At 55.2% G+C, this 21,698-nt stretch carries 22 protein-coding genes; 17 read left to right on the top strand and 5 right to left on the bottom strand.

The genetic code is table 11. From position 1 onward, the window contains the following. The first annotated feature begins 92 nt into the window (after positions 1–92). The 6 genes from AC6I6N_RS06325 to AC6I6N_RS06300 all read left to right on the top strand — a co-directional run bounded on the left by AC6I6N_RS06325 (position 93) and on the right by AC6I6N_RS06300 (position 4,896). Positions 93–620, top strand: a complete 528-nt coding sequence (locus tag AC6I6N_RS06325) for a MarR family winged helix-turn-helix transcriptional regulator (protein ID WP_042481944.1) — start codon at positions 93–95, stop codon at positions 618–620. Beyond that, positions 617–1,174 carry a diaminobutyrate acetyltransferase gene (gene ectA, locus AC6I6N_RS06320; protein ID WP_376913960.1) on the top strand — a complete coding sequence of 186 codons (558 nt, stop codon included), beginning with the start codon at positions 617–619 and terminating at the stop codon, positions 1,172–1,174. Before AC6I6N_RS06325 ends, ectA begins: the two co-directional genes overlap by 4 nt. A gap of 97 nt (positions 1,175–1,271) precedes the next feature. Then, complete coding sequence (ectB, locus tag AC6I6N_RS06315) at positions 1,272–2,579, top strand: diaminobutyrate--2-oxoglutarate transaminase (protein WP_094197232.1); 1,308 nt, start codon at positions 1,272–1,274, stop codon at positions 2,577–2,579. Continuing rightward, a complete protein-coding gene (locus AC6I6N_RS06310; RefSeq protein ID WP_094197231.1) occupies positions 2,579–2,971 on the top strand; it encodes an ectoine synthase in 393 nt (130 codons plus the stop codon). Before ectB ends, AC6I6N_RS06310 begins: the two co-directional genes overlap by 1 nt. An 18-nt stretch (positions 2,972–2,989) precedes the next feature. Further along, entirely contained in the window at positions 2,990–3,913 is a 924-nt protein-coding gene (thpD, locus tag AC6I6N_RS06305) for an ectoine hydroxylase (protein WP_094197230.1), read from the top strand. 371 nt (positions 3,914–4,284) lie between these two features. Continuing rightward, positions 4,285–4,896, top strand: a complete 612-nt coding sequence (locus AC6I6N_RS06300; RefSeq protein ID WP_406612049.1) for a DUF2239 family protein — start codon at positions 4,285–4,287, stop codon at positions 4,894–4,896. Between the two features lie 103 nt (positions 4,897–4,999). Here AC6I6N_RS06300 and AC6I6N_RS06295 read toward each other — a convergent pair whose 3' ends face one another. Beyond that, on the bottom strand, positions 5,000–5,809 hold the full coding sequence (locus AC6I6N_RS06295; protein ID WP_321278713.1) for an IclR family transcriptional regulator: 810 nt from the start codon (positions 5,807–5,809) through the stop codon (positions 5,000–5,002). A 207-nt stretch (positions 5,810–6,016) separates the two neighbouring features. Here AC6I6N_RS06295 and AC6I6N_RS06290 point away from each other — a divergent pair, with 207 nt between their 5' ends. The 10 genes from AC6I6N_RS06290 to AC6I6N_RS06245 are packed head-to-tail and all read left to right on the top strand — an operon-like array spanning position 6,017 to position 15,868. Further along, positions 6,017–7,066, top strand: a complete 1,050-nt coding sequence (locus tag AC6I6N_RS06290; protein WP_321278711.1) for a porin — start codon at positions 6,017–6,019, stop codon at positions 7,064–7,066. 43 nt (positions 7,067–7,109) lie between these two features. After that, complete coding sequence (locus AC6I6N_RS06285; RefSeq protein WP_497943393.1) at positions 7,110–7,712, top strand: cupin domain-containing protein; 603 nt, start codon at positions 7,110–7,112, stop codon at positions 7,710–7,712. A 23-nt stretch (positions 7,713–7,735) separates the two neighbouring features. Further along, positions 7,736–8,746, top strand: a complete 1,011-nt coding sequence (locus tag AC6I6N_RS06280) for an ABC transporter substrate-binding protein (RefSeq protein WP_321278709.1) — start codon at positions 7,736–7,738, stop codon at positions 8,744–8,746. After that, the gene (locus AC6I6N_RS06275) at positions 8,739–9,524 is read left to right on the top strand and encodes an ABC transporter ATP-binding protein (protein ID WP_321278708.1); all 786 of its coding nucleotides are present in this window, start codon (positions 8,739–8,741) and stop codon (positions 9,522–9,524) included. Before AC6I6N_RS06280 ends, AC6I6N_RS06275 begins: the two co-directional genes overlap by 8 nt. Then, positions 9,525–10,289 (top strand): ABC transporter permease, encoded by a 765-nt coding sequence (locus AC6I6N_RS06270; protein WP_035272595.1) that lies wholly within the window; start codon positions 9,525–9,527, stop codon positions 10,287–10,289. A 28-nt stretch (positions 10,290–10,317) separates the two neighbouring features. Further along, positions 10,318–11,145, top strand: a complete 828-nt coding sequence (locus AC6I6N_RS06265) for an alpha/beta fold hydrolase (protein WP_321278707.1) — start codon at positions 10,318–10,320, stop codon at positions 11,143–11,145. Then, positions 11,142–11,936: an SDR family oxidoreductase gene (locus tag AC6I6N_RS06260; protein ID WP_321278706.1), complete on the top strand. Its 795-nt coding sequence runs from the start codon at positions 11,142–11,144 to the stop codon at positions 11,934–11,936. Before AC6I6N_RS06265 ends, AC6I6N_RS06260 begins: the two co-directional genes overlap by 4 nt. A gap of 9 nt (positions 11,937–11,945) precedes the next feature. Further along, a complete protein-coding gene (locus AC6I6N_RS06255; protein WP_042481928.1) occupies positions 11,946–12,737 on the top strand; it encodes an aspartate dehydrogenase in 792 nt (263 codons plus the stop codon). A gap of 12 nt (positions 12,738–12,749) precedes the next feature. After that, entirely contained in the window at positions 12,750–14,216 is a 1,467-nt protein-coding gene (locus AC6I6N_RS06250) for an aldehyde dehydrogenase (RefSeq protein WP_406612048.1), read from the top strand. Positions 14,217–14,227: 11 nt separating this feature from the next. Beyond that, the gene (locus AC6I6N_RS06245) at positions 14,228–15,868 is read left to right on the top strand and encodes a thiamine pyrophosphate-binding protein (protein ID WP_321278704.1); all 1,641 of its coding nucleotides are present in this window, start codon (positions 14,228–14,230) and stop codon (positions 15,866–15,868) included. Positions 15,869–15,974: 106 nt separating this feature from the next. Here the strand turns inward: AC6I6N_RS06245 and ehuA are convergent, their stop codons facing one another. The 4 genes from ehuA to ehuB form a co-directional block, all read right to left on the bottom strand. Continuing rightward, positions 15,975–16,760, bottom strand: a complete 786-nt coding sequence (ehuA, locus tag AC6I6N_RS06240) for an ectoine/hydroxyectoine ABC transporter ATP-binding protein EhuA (protein WP_094197227.1) — start codon at positions 16,758–16,760, stop codon at positions 15,975–15,977. Continuing rightward, the gene (gene ehuD, locus AC6I6N_RS06235; protein ID WP_083053302.1) at positions 16,757–17,449 is read right to left on the bottom strand and encodes an ectoine/hydroxyectoine ABC transporter permease subunit EhuD; all 693 of its coding nucleotides are present in this window, start codon (positions 17,447–17,449) and stop codon (positions 16,757–16,759) included. The genes ehuA and ehuD overlap by 4 nt, the downstream gene beginning before the upstream one ends. A 2-nt stretch (positions 17,450–17,451) precedes the next feature. After that, positions 17,452–18,123 carry an ectoine/hydroxyectoine ABC transporter permease subunit EhuC gene (ehuC, locus tag AC6I6N_RS06230; protein WP_094197226.1) on the bottom strand — a complete coding sequence of 224 codons (672 nt, stop codon included), beginning with the start codon at positions 18,121–18,123 and terminating at the stop codon, positions 17,452–17,454. Positions 18,124–18,225: 102 nt separating this feature from the next. Further along, a complete protein-coding gene (gene ehuB, locus AC6I6N_RS06225) occupies positions 18,226–19,092 on the bottom strand; it encodes an ectoine/hydroxyectoine ABC transporter substrate-binding protein EhuB (RefSeq protein ID WP_108727711.1) in 867 nt (288 codons plus the stop codon). 518 nt (positions 19,093–19,610) lie between these two features. On the opposite strand from ehuB, the gene AC6I6N_RS06220 reads away from it, so the two are divergent. Next, complete coding sequence (locus AC6I6N_RS06220) at positions 19,611–21,698, top strand: carbon starvation CstA family protein (RefSeq protein ID WP_497943321.1); 2,088 nt, start codon at positions 19,611–19,613, stop codon at positions 21,696–21,698.

Genomic DNA, 21,698 nt, shown 5'->3' with positions numbered 1-21,698 from the left:
TTTGAGTGTAAATCGGTTTGACTTAGATCTTTTCTAGGCATATCATTTCAACACGAATTAATCGTGCTGAATTATTTTGTTTGGCTAATTAAATGACCACAGATCAACACTACGATTTACGAATTTTGCGGGCTTTGCGCCAGATTACGCGCTCGATTGCCCTGCATTCCAGGCAGCTGTCGGCGTACAGCAATATCACCGCGCCTCAGTTGATCTGCCTGCGCACCATTATTGAAAAAGGCCCGCTGACGGCTACAGCCATCAGTCGCGAAATGCACGTCAGCCCCAGCACCGTGGTCGGTATTCTGGATCGTCTGGAAGACAAGAAACTGGTGCTGCGTGAGCGCGGTCGTGAAGATCGGCGCATTGTTTTTGTCAGTGCGACACCAGAGGGTAAGACCTTGGCACACGATACGCCATCCCCTTTGCAAAAGAAGCTGTCGGACGCTTTGAAAGAGTTGCCCGAGCTGGAACAGGCCACCATGACCTTGTCCCTGGAGCGCATTGTGCGCTTGCTCGACGCTGACCCGGATGTTGTGCTGGAGGCCGATGAGACGGCCTCGCCTATTCTTGAGGTCCCGGAAGGGGATGTTCCCCCTGAATCCGGGTTGGTGGTTTGACGGATCGACCCAGTCCGGGCAGCTCGGCTGGCAGTGTGACTGCAGCCGATCCTGCCCCCAGTGACCCGGCGCTGATCCTGCGAGCGCCTCAGTTGCGCGATGCTGCTGCAATTCATCAACTGATTGCCGACAGTCCGCCCTTGGATCTGAATTCTGAATATCTCTATTTGCTGCTCAGCGAGCACTTTTCCCAGACCTGCGTTATCGCGCAGCGTGGGGAACAAATAGACGGTTTCATCTCTGCCTACTTTCTCCCCGACCGTCCCGATGTGCTCTTTGTGTGGCAAGTTGCCGTGCATGAGCGCGCCCGCGGGCGTCGTCTGGGGCAGGCCATGCTGGAGCACTTACGAGAGCGTTTGCGTGGTCGTTCCCTGCGCTATCTGGAAACGACGGTCAGCCCCGGGAACCGGGCGTCGCGCGGCTTGTTTGCGGCCATGGCACGGCGTTGGGGTGTGCCCATGCAGGAACAGGAATTTTTTGATACCGCCTTGTTTGCCGATCAGGCTCACGAGGCAGAACCTCTATTACGAATCGGCCCCTTGGACTCTGGATAAGGGGACTTTACGCAAAAGAACGGTAGAGCCGGTCTGGTTCGCTGATTGTTGTTTGTCGGCTCAAAAGACACGCCGTTCTATAACCAGGAGAGGAAATATGACTGATTTAAAAATATTCGACCGGATGGAGTCTGAAGTACGGGGCTACGTCCGGTCCTTCCCGGTCATTTTCAACAAAGCCCGAGGCTCGGTTTTGGAGGACGAGTCAGGTCGGCAATACATCGATTTTTTCAGTGGGGCCGGTACGCTCAACTACGGGCACAACAACCCCCATCTGAAAGAAAAGCTGATTGAATACCTGAACACCGACGGCTTGGTACATGGTTTGGACATGGCCACCAGCGCCAAGAAGTATTTTCTTGAAACGGTGGATAAAATTCTGCTCAAACCACGCGGGTGGAACTACCGCTTGCAGTTTACCGGGCCGACGGGCACCAATGCCGTGGAGGCGGCGTTAAAACTGGCACGCCAGGTCAAGGGGCGCCAGAATGTGATTTCCTTTACGCACGGTTTCCACGGCGTCAGCACGGGTTCCCTGGCAGTGACGGCGAATTCCAAGTTTCGTAGTGCAGCAGGTGTCGCCCTTGGCAATACCTCGTTCATGCCCTATGACGGGTACTTGGGCCCGGACGTCAATACGATGGCTTATCTGGAACGTTTGCTGGAAGATCCCAGCAGTGGTTTGGACCATCCTGCCGCGGTCATCGTGGAAACCGTGCAAGGTGAAGGGGGCGTGAACGTTGCCACACAGCGTTGGTTGCGTGAGCTGCAACGTCTGTGCCGCGAGCACGATATGTTGCTGATTGTCGATGACATTCAGGTCGGCTGCGGGCGTACTGGCCGTTTCTTCAGTTTCGAGCAAGCCGGTATCAGCCCTGACATTATTACCTTGTCCAAATCCTTGTCCGGCTTTGGCTTGCCCATGTCCCTGGTCTTGCTGCGTCCTGAGCTGGATGTGTGGAAGCCCAGCGCCCATAACGGTACCTTCCGTGGCAATAACCTGGCGTTCGTGACCGCCGCTCAAGCCCTGGAAAGTTACTGGGCCAACGAGGACTTTGAAGCCGAGATCCAGGGTAAAGAGCGCCAAGTGCGCGATTGGCTGGAAAATCTGGTGCACAGCTACCCCGATCGTGGCTTGAGTGTACGTGGTCGCGGCCTGATCCAAGGTCTGGTAACCCCACCCGGTGCCGGTCTGGCCAATGAAATTGCCGCACAGGCTTTCAAGCAGGGTTTGGTGGTTGAAACGTCGGGCGCCCATGACGAAGTTCTGAAGCTGCTGCCTGCGCTGACGATCAGCAATGAAGAGCTGACTCAAGGGCTGGACATTATTGAACGCAGCGTGGCGCAGTGCCTGTCCAAGCGTGGCAGCCAAGCCAAGATTCTGAAGATTGGAGGAGCACGCTAATGTTGGTGAAGAACGTACAGGATGTGATTGGAACCCGCGACGAGGTGCGTACAGACACCTGGGTCAGCCGCCGTGTTTTGCTCAAGAAAGACGGCATGGGTTTTTCCTTTCATGAAACCGTTATTTTTCCTGGCACCGAGACGCACATCCACTACCAGAATCACCTGGAAGCGGTATGGTGCATCGAGGGCGATGGTGAAATCGAAACCGTTGCCGACGGCAAGAAATACGAGTTGGGCCCAGGCGTGGTCTACGCTTTGGACCAGCACGACGAACACTATCTGCGTGGTGGTAAAGAGCCGCTGCGAGTGATCTGCGTATTCAATCCGCCCTTGACCGGTCAGGAAGTTCACGATGAGAAAGGGGTTTACCCAGCCATCGTGGAAGACTGAAGACCTAAGGAGAGCATGATGACAGTGACCATGAGCGATCTGTACACATCCCGTACAGAACGAACGGCGGCCATCGTCAGCCGCCAGGAGCCGGTGGTGTATCCGGACCCGGTAGGTAGCCAGCCTTTGAACAAGTCCCAACTGCGGGAGTATGAGGACAACGGCTTTTTGCTTCTGCCCGATTTGTTCAATGCGCAGGAAGTGCAAGCCTTGCTGGGCAATGTGGAGGCGATGAGTGCGGATCCCGGCATCTTGTCCCGTGAAGAGGCCGTGGTGGAAAAAGGCAGTCAGGCCGTGCGCTCGATCTTCCGGGTGCATGAACTTAGCGAGTTGATTGCCCGCCTGGTGCGGGATCCACGTGTGCTGGATGTGGCTCGCCAGATTCTGGGCTCGGAGGTGTATGTGCATCAGTCCCGTGCCAACCTGAAACCGGGCTTTACCGGCAAGGAGTTTTACTGGCACTCGGACTTCGAGACTTGGCATATCGAAGATGGCATGCCGCAGATGCGCGCATTAAGTTGCTCGGTGCTGCTGACGGACAATAATGTGTGCAATGGCCCCTTGATGCTGGTGCCGGGCTCGCACCGCCAGTTCATCTCGTGCACGGGGCAGACACCGGACAACCATTACAAGGAATCCTTGCGCAAGCAGGAGTATGGCGTGCCCGATCCGATCAGCCTGCGTTTGCTGGTGGATCAAGGCGGCATTGAGGCCATTACGGCCAAGGCCGGTTCGGTGATCTTTTTTGACTGCAATACCTTGCATGGCTCGGCCAGCAATATCTCGCCTTGGCCACGAGCCAATGTGTTTACGGTCTATAACAGCATGGAGAACTGCGTGGGCGATCCCAAGCAGGGGCTGACACCCCGTCCTGCTCATGTGGCGACTCGCGGACAGTTCCCTGTCCTGACGCCATTGAGTGGGCCGTTGCTGGAGTCCTAAGCACGAAGAAGGTCTGTACCTTGCGTGCAGATTTGGCCGGATAAAACGCTCCCTGGATTTGTTTCCAGGGGGCGTTTTTTGTGTATTCAAGACTTTGCATAAGGGGATGAGGCGGCCAGTCTCTGGGACCGAGTTGTGGGCAGACTATTGGTCTTGATCGCATTGACGGGTCTGGGCCCAGGAAAGCAGTGAGCGCAGACAATTCTTTGGTCATGGCTTAGGTCGGAATCATTTGAGATGCTTGCTGGCCAGGATCAGTGGCTTCAATGGACCTAATTGGCCTATTTTTTTATTTATACCCGGATAATATTGACTGATTAATAATACCCGGGTAAAAATAGAGGCTTCTTACTTGACGCATTGGTTTTGCTATGAAAACGACTTATCCCCATACTTACACCAGCTTTATGGGCCACCGCCGCATCGCGCACGGTGCCATGCTGGTCAATGTGCTGGCCGTGAAAAAAGTGCTGGAAAGCCAGGTTAATGATCCCGTGTTGATCTTTGACGATGAGACGGGCCGCTTCGTGGATGTGAATACGCACGGGACGGACGAAGAGCTGGCGCAACGCTATGCGTCTGTGGACGTCCCTGAACCTGAGCTTGAGCAGATAAAAGAAGAGGCCCCACGAAGCCGTGGTCGCCCCAAGCTGGGCGTCGTCCCCCGCGAGGTGACCTTGTTGCCACGACATTGGGATTGGCTGGCAACCCAGCCTGGAGGTGCATCGGTTGCCCTACGCAAACTGGTGGAACAAGCCCGCCGAGCCAGTGCCGCCAAAGATCAGCGTCGTCAGGCGCAAGAGCGGGTCTATAACTTCATGACGGCAATCGGTGGCGATTTGCCCGGCTTTGAAGAAGCCATGCGAGCCTTGTTTGCCGATGAGTGGGAGCGATTCAAACAACTGCTGGCAGCCTGGCCGGAAGATGTGCGTGAGCATGCTATGCGGCTAGTGCAACATGCAGATGCATCTGTGGTGCAATAAGGCTCAAGAAAAGGGGGCAGGATGGCATTCTGTCAGCCTCGCCTTGAGTCGGGGGCTGACATAGGGCGAGGATCGATGGGACCACTAGGGCTGCACGCATGGGTTATCTAGTCGAAGAATCGCTGCTGTGATAACCCAGCAGTTGGGACAGTTCTGTTGCAGCGCAACGCACAGTATTAACTAGTGACGGGGTGTCCAGTTTGCCAGAGCGCAAATAACTGACTGGAATCGTCACGCCCAGTGCAGCAACGATATGTCCTTGCTTATTGCGTATCGGGACAGCGGCGCTTCCTACCTCAGGCTCAAAATATCCCTCGTCATATCCATAACCGCGTTCGGCATCTTGGCGGATGAGTTCGTACAGCATTTCCGTGGTTGTAGGGGTGCGCTCAGAAAATCTGGGCAGTGTATTTTCAGGGTACAGCTGCAGCAAATCGGTCGGTTTCATATCGCTTAACAGCACGCGCCCCAACAGGGTGGCGTGTAGTGGTAAACGGGTGCCTACATGTACGGTGCTGACAAATGGAGTGGGTGCAGCCACTTTGCTAATGATGACGGCACTGTGTTCATCTTGAATCGCCAAGTTGCACGATAGCCCGGTCTGATCACGTACGCGCTCTAAGATTGGTGTCCCTAATTGAGTCAGCTCCAGAGAAGCCAAATACTCAAATCCCAGCCGCAAAATGGCCATGCCCAGCTTATAGGTATGGCCACCTTCCACACGTTGTACAAACCCCAGGTTTTCCAGTGTTGTTAATAGTCTGAAGGTCGTGGTGCGGGGAAGCTTCAGCCTTTTGGCCAACTCAGGTGCCGTCAAGGTCTGCTCGTTCCGATTGAATTCGAATAACAAACGCAGGCCACGCTCCAGTCCTGGCACGGTGTAGTTTTGTTGTGCCGGCATAGTCGTACTCATAAGCTCTCTTCGGTATTGGTCACAGCGGTTTAGTTGATGTGGCTAAGTATAAGAGTGGGGACGTTATTGTGACAGACAGCGGCATACCTGCCAGGAGTGATTGATGCTTAAAGGGTTTCTACTCATTTCTTTCAAAGTTTAAATGATTTTATACTTTCCGTTCCTAATATAAAACGACGTTTCATTAGTGGAACAAAGGGGCGGGGGATGAATAAGGTACGAGTGGGGTTTGTAGCGGGCGTGTTGGCTATGGCATGTGCCGGGCCTGGTGTTGCGTTGGCACAGCAAAGTCGTGTGCAACTATACGGTCTGTTGGACAGTGGCCTGTTGCTGGAAAAGCGGTTGGACGACAGCAGGAAATTTGGAATGGCCAGTGGTATCGCGGGGCAATCGCGCTTTGGTATCCGCGGCAGTGAAGACCTGGGTAATGGTTATTCCGTGACCTTCCAAATGGAAGGCGGCTTGTTGACGACGACCGGCACCTCCACCCAAGGCCGCCTCTTTGGACGGCAAGCAACCTTAGGAATCAAGGGCGATTTTGGTGAATTGAAGTTTGGTCGGCAAACTGTTTTTGGTTATTCGTGGACGCCCTTTATTGCCAGCCCGTTTGGCGTGGCATGGTCCGGTAACGGCATCGGTTCTACCTTCGGGTATAAAAGCGGCGACTACGGTGCAGATGGTCGTTTGAGCAATGCGGTGACGTATCAGACGCCTATTGTCGGTGGGCTGGAAGCCGGTATTGGTTATAGCTTTTCCACTGCTGATGAACAGTCTTTTGGCTCATCCAACAACAATCGTGTTCTGACCGCTGGCTTGCGCTATAGCAATGGCCCCTTGAAGGCGGCGCTGACCTACGAGCGCTTGAATCCTATTAAAGATAGTAATAATCGCAAGGCGCAAAACCTGCAGTTTGGTTTGTCTTATGACTTTGGCGTCGTGCGTTTGTTCAGCGGCTATAACGAGCAGCGCAACATTAACCTGAACCCTGCGCCTGGCTATGTGAAAACCGGGGGCGACAAAGATCGCGCCTTTACGGTCGGCGCGTCCATTCCTACTGGAAAAAGAGGGACGGCCATGCTGAGTTATCAGCGCGCCATGCTCTCGAACAATGGCGGTTTTGCAGCAGGTTACCGCTATCAACTCTCCAAGCGCACCAACGTGTATGCGATGGGCAACGTGTACAGCGTGCGCAACCACTTTATTGACGAAAAACAGCGCAAACACCAGCTCGGTGTTGGGCTGCAGCATTCATTTTGATTGATTTGATGTTTTGGGAGTAGAAAGGAAAGCCATGAGTGATATGACAACAGAACAAATTGTGCCGGTTCCCGATCAGGAATCTCCTCTGTTTGCGAGCTGGAAGCGTCCACAGGACAAGAGTTTGCAAGAGTGGATTGAATCACGCATCGCTCGCCGCAAAAGCCGTCAGTACGATTGGAATGCACTAGGTTGGCAAGCAGAGGTGAACCCGACGTACCGTCGAGCGCAAACTCGCTACATCGGCACAGGGGCAGCGGGCGTAACCCATGACGACAACGTCATTCCGGCAGAGCATTTCACGTTTTCCACCATGATCTTGCCTGCTGGTTGTGAAGGCCCCTTGCATGTGCACCACGACGTTGAGGAAGCATTTTTCATTTTGCGCGGCGACAGTATCCGTCTGTTCCTGGAATATAAGGGAGAGCGTTGCGAAGTTGTCTTGAACGAGCGTGACGTTATTTCGGTGCCACCGGGTGTGTACCGTGGATTGCGCAATGAGGGTCAAGAAGAGTCCTTGATGTGCGTGATGCTGGGGGCGAACCGGCCTGATTTGCCTGACTACCCCGAAGACCATCCGCTGACTGTCGCCAAGAAGCTGCGTATGCAGGCAAAGGCCGCTGCGCAAAACAAGCAGTCCACCTAAATCCTATCAAGGAGCGATTCCATATGAACCGCAGGAAATTTCTGGTTTATAGCGCCGGCGCCTTGGGGGCAATGAGCTTGCCCCTGAGCGCCAGCGTGGCCTTTGCCAAGGCAAGGGGGACCTACACGTACCTGACCCCTTTCACCCTGTCTTTGGCCTTTGCGCCTGTCTTGTACGCCAGCGCCTCGGGTGGGTTCGAGAAACTGGGCGTAAACGTCAAAGTGGAAGTGGGCAGGGGTGCCGGTCAAGCTATCCAGTTGGTTGCGGCCAAGCAGGTAGAAGCTGGCCGTACCGGTGGTGCCAATTATCTGGCCGCCCGCGCCCAAGACAACTCCGACGTTCTGGCCTTTGGCACGGTGTCGCAGATTTCACCTTTCGTGGTGATTTCCTCCGAAAGCCATCCTGTCCGGGATGTGAATGCGCTGGCCGGCAAAGTGGTTGGCGTGGCGTCATTTGGCGGTTCTATGGAGGCCACCTTGAATTTGATGCTGGCCAAAGCGGGTGTGGACCCCAAATCGGTGCGTCGTGAGCGTATCGCAGACGGCCCAGCGTCGTTTGCCATGGTAGAAGCTGGCCGTATTGCCGCATTTTTTGGCAATGCCAGCACGGTATCGCGCTTGCGCGCTGCAGAACTGCCTTTGGTGGCGCTGCCTGTCAATGACGGTGTGCCTGGCCAAGTCTATGTGGCCAGCCAAGAGGATCTGGAAACCAATCGCGAGCAGCACGTTGCATTTTTGCAAGGCACCCGCTCGGCGATCTTGGCGATGGCGGATATGGACGATGCGCAACTGCTGGAAGTCATTCGCACGATTGCGCGTCGTTTTGATGTGCCAGGTATTGAAAAAGAAGATATTGCGCTGGGCGACCTGAAAGGCAACCGTGAGTTGTGGTTGGCGCACGGTAAAGAAAATGTCTTGCGTAATGTGCCCGAGCAGTGGGATGAAGCGACTCGCTTGTTGCAGGGTGCCGGTCTGATGAAGGAAACCTCCAGACAGCTTTATACCAATGCCATCTGGGAGTCTACCGTTGTCTGAGCTAGCAAAAAAACCGTCCACTGACGCACCGCCCATCGTTCGTTTTGACCGTGTCTCCAAGCATTTCAAGACCTCTACCGGTACGACCATTGCTTTGCAAGACATCAATCAGCACATCATGGCCGGTGAGTTTGTGGCAGTAATTGGTCCATCAGGCTGCGGCAAGTCCACCTTGCTGCGCTTGTTATGTGGTTTGGAACAGCCCACCTCCGGTCAGGTGAACTGGCCCGCTACGGCCGACAAGAAAACGCCCGATATCGGTGTGGCATTTCAAGAGCACCGACTTTTGCCGTGGATGAATATCCAGAAAAATATCCTGCTGCCCAAGTTGATGCAAGCGGGCAGTTACAGCGCTGAGGATGAAAAGCGAGCGCTGTTGCTGTGTGACATGGTGGGCTTGAAAGGTTTTGAAACCAAAGGTCCGGCTGAGTTGTCTGGCGGGATGCGCCAACGGGCGTCTTTTGCGCGCGCCCTGTTTTCCCAGCCCGATTTATTGTTGCTGGATGAACCGTTTGGGGCATTGGATGCCTTGACCCGGGAAAAAATCATCGCTGATGCAGAGCGTATCTGGATGGATCAGAAATTTGGTGCTTTCCTGATTACGCACTCTATCAGTGAAGCGGTGCACTTGGCGGATCGGGTCATTGTGATGTCGGCGCGCCCGGGACGAGTGGTAGCCGAAATTCCTATTACGTTGGAGCGTCCGCGCACAAACTTTTTGGGTGATCCCGAGTTTGCCCGTCTATGTGATGAACTGCGTCAGCATCTGGAGTTGTAAGTGAATCGTCTACTTATTCAAATCATTTCCGTGCTGGTGTTTTTCCTGCTCTGGAAAGCCTATGTCAGTGGTTTTGACGTGTCCCCCCTGGTCTTGCCCCCACCGGAAGATGTGGTGCACGCCCTGGTGCGGCTGATGCAGCGCGATGATACCTACTATCACATCTACACCACCTTGGCCGAGTGCCTGGGAGGCTTTTGTATCGCAGTAATTGTGGGAACCTTGCTGGGGCAGTTGCTGGGACGGATCGCCATCCTGGACACGATCTTCAAACCCTTTGTGATCGCCTTGCAGCTGACGCCTAAAGTGGCGCTGATTCCCCTGTTCATTTTGTGGTTTGGTTTTGGAATTGAGTCCAAGATCATTATCTCTGCGCTGTTGGCATTTTTCCCGGTTTTTTCCAATAGCTACCTGGGTGCCAAGTCTGTTGATACCGGCCTGATTGAAGTGTTTCAGGTAGGCAAGGCAAGCACGTGGCAGCGTTTCAAACTACTGGTGATCCCTGCCTCCTTGCCTTACATCCTGACGGGTATGGAGATGGCAATTGTGCTGGCCATTATTGGTGCCGTGGTGTCTGAGTTTGTGGCGGGTTCGCGTGGTCTGGGCTACTTGGCCACCATCAAGCTGCAGGATCTGGAAGTGGATACCTTGTTTGCCGTTGTAATCCTTTTGGCGATGATTGGTTTCGTGCTGTATTTCACCGTTGGTTCACTGCGTAAAGTCGTGATCCCTTGGCATGAGTCGGCAAAAGCGGCCAAGAAATAAGCCATCGCACGAAAGTAGGAGGCAAAACATGCCACTGAGCACACAGGGTGCGATGCGTAAGACGGCTTCTGGCCTGTCTTATTGGGATAACGGGGAGCAGCAAGGCGATGTGTACGTCTTGCTGCACGGCATCAGTTCGGCTGCGGGTTTGTGGGCCAAGCAGTTTGCAAGCCAAGCGGGGAAAAACCGGCTGATAGCCTGGGATGCGCCGGGCTATGGCGACAGTGTCGCTTTGGCCTCAGCCACCCCTAGCGCTGCTGATTACGCTCAGGCACTGAGAACCTTGGTGCAGGAGGTGGGCTTGCCCGCCTTCACGCTGGTGGGGCATTCCTTGGGCGCATTGATGGCCACTGCCTATGCCTCGCTGTATCCGGGTGACGTGTCACGTTTGGTGTTGGCCAGTGTGGCACAGGGCTATGGCAAAACCTCGGCAGAGCAGCAACGGCAGGTGTACGAGAAACGTCCACGACTGCTCGAAGCGCTGGGCCCGGAAGCCATGGCGCAAGAGCGTGGGCCGTTTCTGTTGGGGCAAGTGACACCCGAAAACATGCTGATGGTGACGCAGGCAATGAAACGACTGCGTCTGGAGGGATTCCAAGCGTCTTCCTATCTCTTGGCGTACGACAGCATTGATGATTACCTGCCGAGTATTCAAGGTGACATAGAGGTTTTGTACGGCACAGAGGATGGCATTACTCCACCTGCCGGGATGCAGGCCTTACAGCACAGTTACCGACGGCTGAAATTACAGGCAGTGCCGCAAGCTGGCCATTTGCTGTACGTGGATCAACCTGCGCTATTTGATCGCCTGGTCTTTGGCCATGCCGAGCAGGATAAGAAGGAGAGCAGCATATGAGTTTTCAAGTTAGCGGCAAAGTGGCCGTCGTGACGGGAGGCTCTTCAGGCATAGGTCTGGAAACCGTAAGGCTATTGCTGGAGCAAGGTGCACACGTTGCTTGGTGCGGCAGGGACTCCGTGCGCCTGGAGAATTCCTGGAAAGCGATGGCGGCCTGCTTCGAGCCGGATCGTCTGTATATACAGTGTTGCGACGTGTTGAATGCGGATGCCGTCAAACAATTTATTGAGCAGGTAGCGCAGCGTTTCGGCGGTGTGGACATGCTGATCAACAATGCGGGCCAGGGAAAAGTTGCCAGCTTTGAAGACACCTCGGATGAAGAGTGGATACGGGAAGTGCAGCTGAAGTACTTCAGTGTGTTAAATCCCGTGCGGGCCGCCTTGCCGTATCTGCGCCAGTCAAGCATTGCGTCCATCGCCAATGTGAACTCCTTGCTGGCTTACAAACCTGAGCCGCACATGATGGCAACTTCAGCCGCCAGAGCGGGTTTGTTGAATTTGAGCAAAGGTTTATCCAAAGAGTTTGTGGCTGCAGGCATTCGAGTGAACTCCATTTTGATTGGCATGGTGGAGTCCGGGCAGTGGCAACGTCGCTACCTGGATAGATCAGATCCTGATCAAAGCTGGGAGGATTGGCTCGCGGGCATTGCCCGCAAGCGTGGCATACCGATGGGACGTCTGGGCAAGCCTGTGGAAGCGGCTCGGGCTTTGGTGTTTTTAGCGTCGCCGTTGTCTTCCTATACAACGGGATCAGTCATTGACGTGTCTGGCGGGTTTAGTCAGGAAATTTAGGGCAGAACGATGAAAAAAGTAGCATTTATTGGCTATGGGGCCATGGCAAAAACGGTGCATGCCCTGTTGCCTGAATCCATTGAACTGGCATGGGTGATTGTCACTGAAGCGGGTGTGGCCGCCATGCAGCAAGAGCTGGGGCCTGCTGTGCAAGTGATCAGCCATGTGGATGACATGGTGGGAACGCCAGATCTGGTGTTGGAGATGGCCGGGCAAGCTGGTTTGAAAGCCCATGCCAAAGCAGTATTGCAGCGCCAATTGCCTTTGGCTGTGATTTCGGTGGGGGCGTTTGCCGACAGTGTGTTTGAGCAGGAGATACGTGAGTTTGCGGTTGCACAGGGCGCACAGCTACAGATTTTGCCAGGCGCTATTGCGGGCGTTGATGGTATTGCCGCTGCACGCACAATGGGTTTGGATAGTGTGGTGTATCAAGGGCGTAAAAAACCAGCCAGTTGGAAAGGCAGCTATGCCGAGCAATTGGTCGATTTGGATGCGCTAACCGAAGCGACCGTATTTTTCCGAGGTTCGGCTCGTGAGGCGGCACAGAAGTTTCCGGCCAATGCAAACGTGGCAGCGACCATCGCCCTGGCAGGGGTGGGCATGGACGCAACTCAGGTTGAGCTGATTGCTGATCCTGCCATGACACGAAACCAGCATCGTATCCGTGTCGAAGGAACGTTTGGTGAGATGCAAATAGAAATGCAGGGCGTCGCTTTAGCCAGCAATCCTAAGACGTCCACCTTGGCAGCACTGAGTGTGGTGCGCGCTTGCTATCAACTGGGTGACGCCCTGGTCATCTAGGCGGAGAAAAACATGAAAGCATTATTTTTGGCCGGCCATTGGCGGCAAGGCCGGGGGGCGGTTGCGCGCAGCATTTTTCCAGCAGACGGCAGCGTGAATGCCGAGTTTTCTACCGCCAGCCTGGAAGATGTGCAAGAGGCCGTTCAAGCCGCGCACCAGGCCTGGCAAGAGCCCTCCTGGCGCAATAGCTTGCCCGTGGAGCGGGCTCGGGTGCTCTATAAAGTGGCCGATCTGATCGAGCAAAATGTGGCCGAGCTGGCAGCTTTGCAAACAAGAGACAACGGCAAGCCGCTGGCAGAAACGCGTGGTTTGGTGATGAGTGCAGCCGCCACGGCCCGTTATACCGCCGCGTGTCTGGAAACCCTGGATACAGAGCTGACCAATGCCCGTTCCAGAGAGTGGTTGACCATGAGTGTGCATGAGCCCTTGGGGGTGGTGGCCGCCATCACACCCTGGAACTCGCCCATTGCCTCTGAAGTGCAAAAACTGGCACCCGCATTGGCAGCGGGTAATGCCGTGATCTTGAAACCGGCCGAAGCGACATCCTTGATCGCCTTGGAACTGGCGCGCCTGTTTGAGCAAGCGGGGCTGCCTCCCGGCTTGCTAAGCGTGTTACCGGGTAAAGGTTCAGTCGTGGGCAATGCCATTGTGCAGCATCCACTGGTGAAGAAAATTTCCTTCACAGGCGGGACGAGCGCAGGACGTCAGCTGGCTCATATTGCAGCAGAGCGCCTGATTGGTACCTCCCTGGAGCTGGGAGGCAAGTCGCCGACGGTGGTGTTGGACGATGCCGATCTGGATCTGGCCGTAAATGGGGTGATCTACGGTATTTTCAGTTCCTCGGGGCAGGCTTGCATCGCGGGTGCGCGCTTGTTTGTACACGCAAACGTGTATGAGGCCTTTATGCAGCGTTTGGTCGCTAAAACACAAGCGCTGCGTGTGGGGCATCCCGAGCACGCCGCGACTCAAGTTGGCCCACTGATAGACGAGAAACACTTGAATTCGGTTGATGCCTACGTGCGACGCGCCGAACAAGAGGGCGGGCAGATTGTAGTTGGTGGGCACCGTCTGAGCGAGGGTGATCTGGCGCAAGGCAATTACTATGCCCCCACCATTATTGCCGGTCTTGGTAACCGGGCCAGCGTGTGCCAGGAAGAGATCTTTGGCCCCGTGCTGGTGGTATTGCCGTTTGAGGACGAGCACGACTTGCTGCAGCAAGCCAATGACAGTGTGTACGGCTTGGCCGCCGGCCTTTGGACTGAAAACTACCGCAAGGCCTGGCAGTTGGCCCGAGCACTGGATGTGGGCACGGTCTGGATTAATACCTACAAGAAATTCTCTATCTCCACACCCTTTGGCGGTTTTAAAGAAAGCGGCGTGGGCAGGGAGAAAGGCAGGCTGAGTATTTTGTCGTACATGCAGCAAAAAAGTATTTATATGGGGCTGAATACACAGCCTGATCCGTGGTGTGAAGGATGAGAGACACAAACATGACAGAAACCATTTCCGTGGGTGAGGCCATTGCCCGTGTGCTGGAGAGCCACCAGGTACGCAATGTGTATGGCGTGATTTCCATTCACAATTTGCCCATTGCCGATGCGCTGGGCCGCCGCAAGCAGGTGCAGTTTGTATGCGCCAGGGGTGAGGCGGGTAGCGTCACCATGGCCGACGCAGAATCACGTTTCACCGGTTTGGGCGTGGCCTTGACCAGTACCGGTGCAGGAGCCGGCAATGCCGTGGGCTCGCTGATTGAGGCCTGCAATGCTGCCAGCCCTGTGCTGCATTTGACGGGCCAAGTTGAACGCGAGTATCTGGACAGAGATGCCAGTTTTATTCATGAAGCCAAAGATCAGCTCGGGTTCTTGCGTGCGTCCAGTAAAGCAGCATATCGCATCACCCGCCCTGAAAACGCAGTGGGCATGATTCAAGAGGCCATACGCGTTGCGACTACCGTTCCCATGGGGCCGGTAAGTGTCGAGATTCCTATTGATGTGCAGGCTGCACACATTGCCTGGCCTGTCTCTCTGGAACCGGCAGCCCCCTTGCAATTGCCTGCTTTGCAAGAGCGCGACAGAGCCCGATTGGCCGCAGCCGTTAAAGCCGCAAAACGTCCCATGCTCTGGATAGGGGGCGGAGCCTTAAAAGCGGGTGAAGCCGTACGTCAGTTGGCGGATATGGGGATTCCGGTGATGTCGTCTACACATGCACGTGGCGTCCTGGCAGATAGTCACCCTCGCAGTTTGGGTGCATTTCACAATGCTGCCGAAGTAGAAACGCTGTTGGCCGATGCGGATCTGGTCCTGGTGGTCGGGTCGCGTTTACGCAGCAATGAAACCAAAACCTATTCCATCCAGTTTCCTGCCAACACCTTGCAAATTGATGCGAACCCGGCTGCACAACAGCGAAACTACGCCATCAGCCAGTTCGTCTGCGCAGAGGCCAACGAAGCCCTGACAGCCTTGGTGCAAGATCTGCAGGGCTGCAGCTTTGTCGATGCGGCCTATGATGCCGCGATTACCCAGGCCCGTGAGGCCGCCATCTCCCAGTTGACCGAACAGTTGGGGCCGTATGCCGAGCTATGCTTTGCCCTGCGTGCTGCCATGCCTGAAGATGCGATCTTGGTGCGCGATATCACCATGTCCGGCAGTACCTGGGGCAGTCGCCTGTTCCCTGTCCAAGCCCCCTTGCAAAACATCCACTCCTTGGCAGGAGCGATCGGCTTGGGGCTGGCACACGCGATCGGTACGGCCAAAGCGAACCTGGACAAGAAGGTGGTGGCCTTGGTGGGTGACGGCGGCTTGATGCTGGGTATCGGGGAAATGGCCACGATGGTGCAAGAGCAAAGCAACCTGGTCTTGCTGGTGATGAATGACGGTGGCTATGGCGTGATGCGTGGCATACAGAAACGCTACTTTGAAGATCGGCAATATTACAATCAACTGCACACACCTAGCTATCGTGATGTGGGTCGGGCGATGGGGTGCCAGGCGTATCTGGTGGCGTCATTGGACGAATTCAAAACAGTGGTGAAGCAGGCCATTGAGCATCAAGGCCCCTCGGTGGTCGAAGTGGATATGGCTAGCATCGGACCACTACGTTTTTCAGGTCCCCCTCAGAAAAAGCTGTACTGATTCATTTTGTGCAGCAGGGTGGCATGCTGCGTAAGGTAGCGCCACCCTGGCCTAAGGTGTCGCTGGTCTATACGCTCCCTCTGATCTGTCCTGTGAACAAAAAGAATCACGCCGCCTGAATAAAGTTGCTCAAGAACGCCTGCGTTCGTGCTTCCTGCGGGTTGCAGAATACTTGTTCGGGCGGGCCGGATTCCACGATCACGCCTTTATCAAAGAAGCAGACGCGGTCTGAGACTTCCTTGGCAAATTGCATTTCGTGGGTCACCAGCAAAATTGTCAGATCCTGTTCCTGACTCAGCTTTTGGATCACGCCCAGCACTTCGCCCACCAGTTCCGGGTCTAGAGCCGAGGTTGGCTCGTCAAATAGCAGAATGTTCGGTTCCATGGCCAGGGCTCGAGCAATGCCGACGCGCTGTTGCTGCCCGCCAGAGAGCTGGCTGGGGAATTTGTCCGCATGGTCGATCAGGCCCACCAGATCCAGATATTTGGTGGCCCGCTCGCGCGCCTGTTCTTTGGACAGGCCCAGCACATGGGTGGGCGCTTCGGTGACGTTGCGCATCACCGTCATGTGCGGGAACAGGTTGAACTGCTGGAACACCATGCCCATTTCCTTGCGCATTTCGCGCAAATGGTTTTGGCTGGCGGGCACCAACTTGTCATCAACTCGTTCATGCCAGAGAGGTTTGCCTGCTACCGTGATGACGCCTTCGTCGATGGTTTCCAGCGTCATCAGGATACGCAGTACCGTGGATTTACCAGAACCGGAAGGGCCGATGATGGTGACTTTCTCACCAGGTTCTACCTGGAAGTTCAAGGCATCCAGGACAGTGACATCACCGAATTTCTTGGTGACATTGTCAAATTGAATGATGGGGTTTGTAGTGTCAGTCATCGCAGGGGAATTCCTTGCTTGGGCAAGCGCTGGTCCAGCGCTCGTACCCCAGCCGAAGCCAGGAGGGTCAGCAGCAGGTACAGGCCGCCCACCATGGACAGGGGAATGATGTAGTTAAAAGTGCGGTCACCAATAATCTTGGCCACGTTAAGGACTTCCAGCACCGATACGACAGAGAGCACGGGCACGTCCTTCATGATGGACACCAGGTAATTACCCATGGCCGGGATGATGCGTGGGATAGCCTGGGGCAGGGTGATGACCATAAAGGTGCGCAGCGGAGAAATATCCAGCGCGCGGGCGGCTTCAGTCTGGCCGTGAGTAACAGACTCCAGACCGGCTCGATAGACTTCAGACAGATACGCGCTGTATTGCACCCCCAGCGCCAGCGCGCCGGTCAGAAAGGCGGGTAACACGATGCCGTAGTCCGGCAGCACGTAGTACAGGAAAAACAGTTGCACCAGCAAAGGCGTGTCGCGCAGGAATTCGGTCAGTACATAGGCGGGCCAGGAAATCAGGCGCAAACGTACGCTTTTCAGGCCGGCCAGAATCAGTCCTAACACCGCGGCCACACCGAAGCCCAGGACAGCGGCCTGGATGGTGACCCATAAGCCTTTGAGTAAGATAGGCAGGATAGACAGCGCAAATGCTCCGTTGCTGCTGGTGTCCCATTCAATACCAAACAGCATGTTCAGCTCCTTTGCGCGCGCCAGCGGCCGGTTGCGCGTTCCAGCAATTTCATCAGGACGGTCAGTACCAGTGCCATGCCAAAGTACATCAGCAAGAGCAAGGTGTAGATGGTGGTGCTGTCCTGGGTGAAGTTGCGTATTTGTTCAGCTCTAAAGCTCAAGTCCCCCAAGCTGATCAAAGAGACCAGGGCCGTATCTTTCAGATTCTGCACGGCCAGATTCCCGAAGCTGGGCATCATCTCGGGGATGGCCTGGGGCAGGCTGATGCGCCACAGGGTTTGGCGCTCCGTAAAGTCCAGGGCCTTGGCGGCTTCCAGTTGGGAGTGTGGCACGGCCTGAATAGCCCCACGTACCACTTCGGCACCATAGGCGCCAATGTTCAGGCCCAAGGCCAGGGTGCCAGCCACGACCGGGTCCAGACGCCAGTCCAGACCCATGGACTCGCCCAGAATCGGCAGGGCAAAGTACAGCCAGAACAGTTGTACCAATAAAGAGGTGCCGCGAAAAACTTCAATAATCGTGATGGACAAAGAGCGCAGGGCGACCGAGTGGGACAGCCGGCCTATGCCCAGAGCAAAGGCGGCGATAGCTCCCACCACGGTTGAATACAGGGTGAGTTGTATGGTGACCCAGGCCCCTTCCATCAGGGGCAAGCTGTAACTTAACCAATCCATATCAGGTTCCAGACAAGGGCAGGCGGCGCACGTTGAATGCTCTGTTGGCCCTTGCAAGGAGCCGCGCAGGCCCGTGCGGCCGCCTTACCCGCAGGTGAAGGATCAGGCTTTACACAGCTGTTCCGTGGATTTCTCAAACGAATGCTTGACGTCTTCTTCGGTAAAGCCATGCTTGCTCAGGATGGCTTTCCATTCATCGGTTTTTTTGAACTCAGCCAGTTCCTTGTTGACGGCATCACGCAGGTCCTCGGACTCCTTGGCAAAGGTAAAACCGCCCCAGCTACGGACCGGCTTGCCATTGATGATGGGATCCTTGAATTCGGCAGCCAGTTCCACCTTGCCATCTCCTTTGGAGGCCAGGTCGCTGGCAGTCTGGCCGGTAGCCGCATAGGCATCGGCACGACCTGTGGCTACGGTCGAGATGGCATCGGCGTTGTTGGAAATGGTGACCATGCGCGCGTCAGGTACACCCAGGGCCTGCATCATCTCTAGCTGATCGGCTCCCGCCATGATGGCAATCTTGTGATCGGTCTTGGCGAAGTCTTCGTAAGAGTGGATGTTCTTGGGATTGCCCTTGGCCACCAGCAGGCCTTCGCCGTAAGAGCTGTTGGGCTCGGAGAACAGCACGGTATTGCAGCGTTGCGGCAGGATGGCCATTTCAGCAGCCACCATATCAAAGCGTTTGGCTTGCAGGCCGGGAATCAGGGAGCCGAAATTGGCGGTTTCCCATTTGATTTCTTTGACACCCAGGCGCTCCATGATGGCCTGGGCCACTTCAGGGCCGGCACCTTGGGCTTTGCCGGACATGTCCATATATCCGTACGGAATTTCATTAGCAACGGCGACGCGAATCACGCCGCGCTCTTTGACTTGTTCCAGCGTGACAGCTTGGGCGCTGGAAGCGGCGGCCATGGTGCCCATCAGGGCAAAGGCCAGCGCGCAGAGGGGCTTGGATTGTAGTTTCATCATGAGTCCTTTTTTCGCCTATACCATTTCGTTATAAATGATTTGTTTTACGAAAGATTTGCAGGGAAATCATAGCGCATAAAATCATTCGTACTCAAATTAAATGGATAGAAACTATCGATCAAAAGAACTGATTAGAATTTCTATATAAGCAAAGTAGTTGATCTTAGGGAAAATGCGCGGTGTCTTGAGTGCGCGTTTTCACTATGCTCCCAAGGATTCAAGAGCGCTTGCCCTCTCAAAAGCGCCTGACTTGTGCCTACCTCAGATTAATTCATGAATAAGTTCGGCGCGCCTTCGGGCGCGCCGACACCTTTTTGGAAAGTGCGCTTTGGCGCGCTTTCAACACTGCTGGTGCGGGAAATGCACGGTATCAAGCAACTGTGCTGACCCAGCAAGAACGCTAAGCCCGCGCGGTGTAGCGTCTCTTGTACCGGCAGCTGGCAACTTCTTCAGATCAGAAGTGCAGCCAGAAGAAAAAGTGGGTGACAGACTTACTTAATGCAAATCGTGGAGCTTGTATGCGCACAGAAGAGGGCGGTTTTATGAAACAGCATCTGATTTGGGTGCTGGTTGCGATGCTGGGGGCCTTTTCCCTGGGGACGGTAGCACTGAGCCGGGGGGAGAGCATCAATGCTCTATGGATCGTCGTCGCGGCAGTCTGCGTCTATTTAATTGCCTATCGTTACTACAGTCGTTTCATTGCTCGTAAGGTCTTTGAGCTGGACGCTACCCGCATGACGCCAGCCTGGCGTCATAACGATGGTCTGGACTACGTACCGACCAATAAACATGTGCTCTTTGGGCACCATTTTGCTGCAATTGCAGGTGCTGGTCCATTGGTGGGGCCGGTGCTGGCAGCGCAAATGGGGTATTTGCCCGGCATGCTCTGGATTCTGGCCGGCGTGGTGTTTGCGGGGGCGGTGCAGGACTTCACGGTTCTGTTCATCTCCATGCGCCGTGACGGGCGCTCGCTGGGGGATTTGATCAAGTCCGAACTGGGCACGGTGCCGGGTGTGATCGCGCTGTTTGGCGCTTTTCTGATTATGGTCATCATCCTGGCGGTGCTGGCGCTGATTGTGGTCAAGGCCTTGATCAACTCGCCGTGGGGCACCTTCACGGTGGCAGCAACGATTCCGCTGGCTATCTTCATGGGGATTTATCTGCGTTTCCTAAGGCCAGGCCGCATTGGCGAGGTCTCGGTGATTGGGCTGATCTTCCTGCTGGCCACCATTGTGTATGGTCAGGACGTAGCTGCACATCCAACTTGGGGGCCATTCTTTACCCTGAATGGCGAAGAGCTGACCTGGGCGTTGATTATCTACGGCTTTATCGCTGCCGTGCTGCCCGTGTGGCTGTTGCTGGCGCCGCGTGACTATCTGTCCACTTTCCTGAAAATTGGCACCATTGTGGGGCTGGCCATTGGGATTGTGATCGTTGCACCCGAGCTGAAAATGCCCGCCACCACCCAGTTTATTGATGGCACCGGTCCAGTCTGGTCCGGCAGCTTGTTCCCCTTCTTGTTCATTACCATTGCTTGCGGTGCCGTGTCCGGTTTCCATGCCTTGATTTCCTCGGGCACCACGCCCAAGATGATCGAGAACGAAACCCAGGCGCGCTACATCGGTTACGGTGGCATGCTGATGGAGTCCTTTGTGGCCATCATGGCGTTGGTGGCCGCTTGCGTTATCGAGCCTGGCATTTACTACGCCATGAATAGCCCGGCTGCCTTGATTGGCACCACGCCCGAACAGGCCGCGCAAGTGGTGTCCAGCTGGGGCTTTTTGATTACACCGGCTGACCTGACCCAAATGGCCAGTGACGTGGGTGAAAACAGCATCATTTCTCGTGCCGGTGGTGCTCCTACTCTGGCCGTAGGTATGGCCTTCATCTTGCATAACGTCATCGGCGGGCCTGCGATGATGAGCTTCTGGTACCACTTCGCCATTTTGTTTGAAGCCTTGTTCATTCTGACGGCCGTAGACGCCGGTACGCGTGCAGGTCGTTTTATGCTGCAAGATTTGATGGGCACCTTTGTTCCGGGCTTGCGGCGTACGGAGTCTCTGGTTGCCAACTTGATTGCCACTTCCTTGTGCGTGGCGGCGTGGGGCTACTTCCTGTATCAGGGCGTGGTCGATCCGTTAGGCGGCATCAATACCTTGTGGCCCTTGTTCGGTATTGCCAACCAAATGCTGGCGGCAGTGGCACTGGTCTTGGGTACGGTGGTGCTCTTTAAGGTGAAGAAAGACCGCTACGCATGGGTGACCGTGGTTCCCACTCTCTGGCTACTGATTTGCACACTGGTGGCTGGCTTTCAGAAAATGTTCCACCCCGATCCCAAGATCGGCTTTTTGGCCCACGCCAAGGTGTACCAGCAAGGTCTGGCCGAACAAACCGTTATGGCACCGGCCAAATCACTGGAGCAGATGCAGCAGGTCATTTTCAACGATTACGTGAACTCCACCTTGTGTGGTCTGTTCATTTTCGTGGTCTTGAGCATGGTGTTCTTTGGCATACGTTGCGTGTTGAAAGCGCGCCGCAGCACAGAGCCGCATTCTGCCCAGACCCCCTACCAGCCATTGCCGGCTCAAGCGGCAGCAGGAGCTTGA

This window comes from Alcaligenes sp. LTN-3 (assembly GCF_059735605.1).
Note: the sequence above shows the minus strand (reverse complement) of the source record. Positions and strands in the feature narration are given on the sequence as shown.

Bases quoted from the DNA above. Each gene is read 5' to 3' on its own strand.
- AC6I6N_RS06325 (WP_042481944.1), top strand. From the start codon at position 93: ATGACCACAGATCAACACTACGATTTACGAATTTTGCGGGCTTTGCGC.
- ectB (WP_094197232.1), top strand. From the start codon at position 1,272: ATGACTGATTTAAAAATATTCGACCGGATGGAGTCTGAAGTACGGGGC.
- AC6I6N_RS06310 (WP_094197231.1), top strand. From the start codon at position 2,579: ATGTTGGTGAAGAACGTACAGGATGTGATTGGAACCCGCGACGAGGTG.
- thpD (WP_094197230.1), top strand. From the start codon at position 2,990: ATGACAGTGACCATGAGCGATCTGTACACATCCCGTACAGAACGAACG.
- AC6I6N_RS06300 (WP_406612049.1), top strand. From the start codon at position 4,285: ATGAAAACGACTTATCCCCATACTTACACCAGCTTTATGGGCCACCGC.
- AC6I6N_RS06295 (WP_321278713.1), bottom strand. From the start codon at position 5,809: ATGAGTACGACTATGCCGGCACAACAAAACTACACCGTGCCAGGACTG.
- AC6I6N_RS06290 (WP_321278711.1), top strand. From the start codon at position 6,017: ATGAATAAGGTACGAGTGGGGTTTGTAGCGGGCGTGTTGGCTATGGCA.
- AC6I6N_RS06285 (WP_497943393.1), top strand. From the start codon at position 7,110: ATGACAACAGAACAAATTGTGCCGGTTCCCGATCAGGAATCTCCTCTG.
- AC6I6N_RS06280 (WP_321278709.1), top strand. From the start codon at position 7,736: ATGAACCGCAGGAAATTTCTGGTTTATAGCGCCGGCGCCTTGGGGGCA.
- AC6I6N_RS06265 (WP_321278707.1), top strand. From the start codon at position 10,318: ATGCCACTGAGCACACAGGGTGCGATGCGTAAGACGGCTTCTGGCCTG.
- AC6I6N_RS06260 (WP_321278706.1), top strand. From the start codon at position 11,142: ATGAGTTTTCAAGTTAGCGGCAAAGTGGCCGTCGTGACGGGAGGCTCT.
- AC6I6N_RS06255 (WP_042481928.1), top strand. From the start codon at position 11,946: ATGAAAAAAGTAGCATTTATTGGCTATGGGGCCATGGCAAAAACGGTG.
- AC6I6N_RS06250 (WP_406612048.1), top strand. From the start codon at position 12,750: ATGAAAGCATTATTTTTGGCCGGCCATTGGCGGCAAGGCCGGGGGGCG.
- AC6I6N_RS06245 (WP_321278704.1), top strand. From the start codon at position 14,228: ATGACAGAAACCATTTCCGTGGGTGAGGCCATTGCCCGTGTGCTGGAG.
- ehuA (WP_094197227.1), bottom strand. From the start codon at position 16,760: ATGACTGACACTACAAACCCCATCATTCAATTTGACAATGTCACCAAG.
- ehuD (WP_083053302.1), bottom strand. From the start codon at position 17,449: ATGCTGTTTGGTATTGAATGGGACACCAGCAGCAACGGAGCATTTGCG.
- ehuC (WP_094197226.1), bottom strand. From the start codon at position 18,123: ATGGATTGGTTAAGTTACAGCTTGCCCCTGATGGAAGGGGCCTGGGTC.
- ehuB (WP_108727711.1), bottom strand. From the start codon at position 19,092: ATGATGAAACTACAATCCAAGCCCCTCTGCGCGCTGGCCTTTGCCCTG.
- AC6I6N_RS06220 (WP_497943321.1), top strand. From the start codon at position 19,611: ATGCGCACAGAAGAGGGCGGTTTTATGAAACAGCATCTGATTTGGGTG.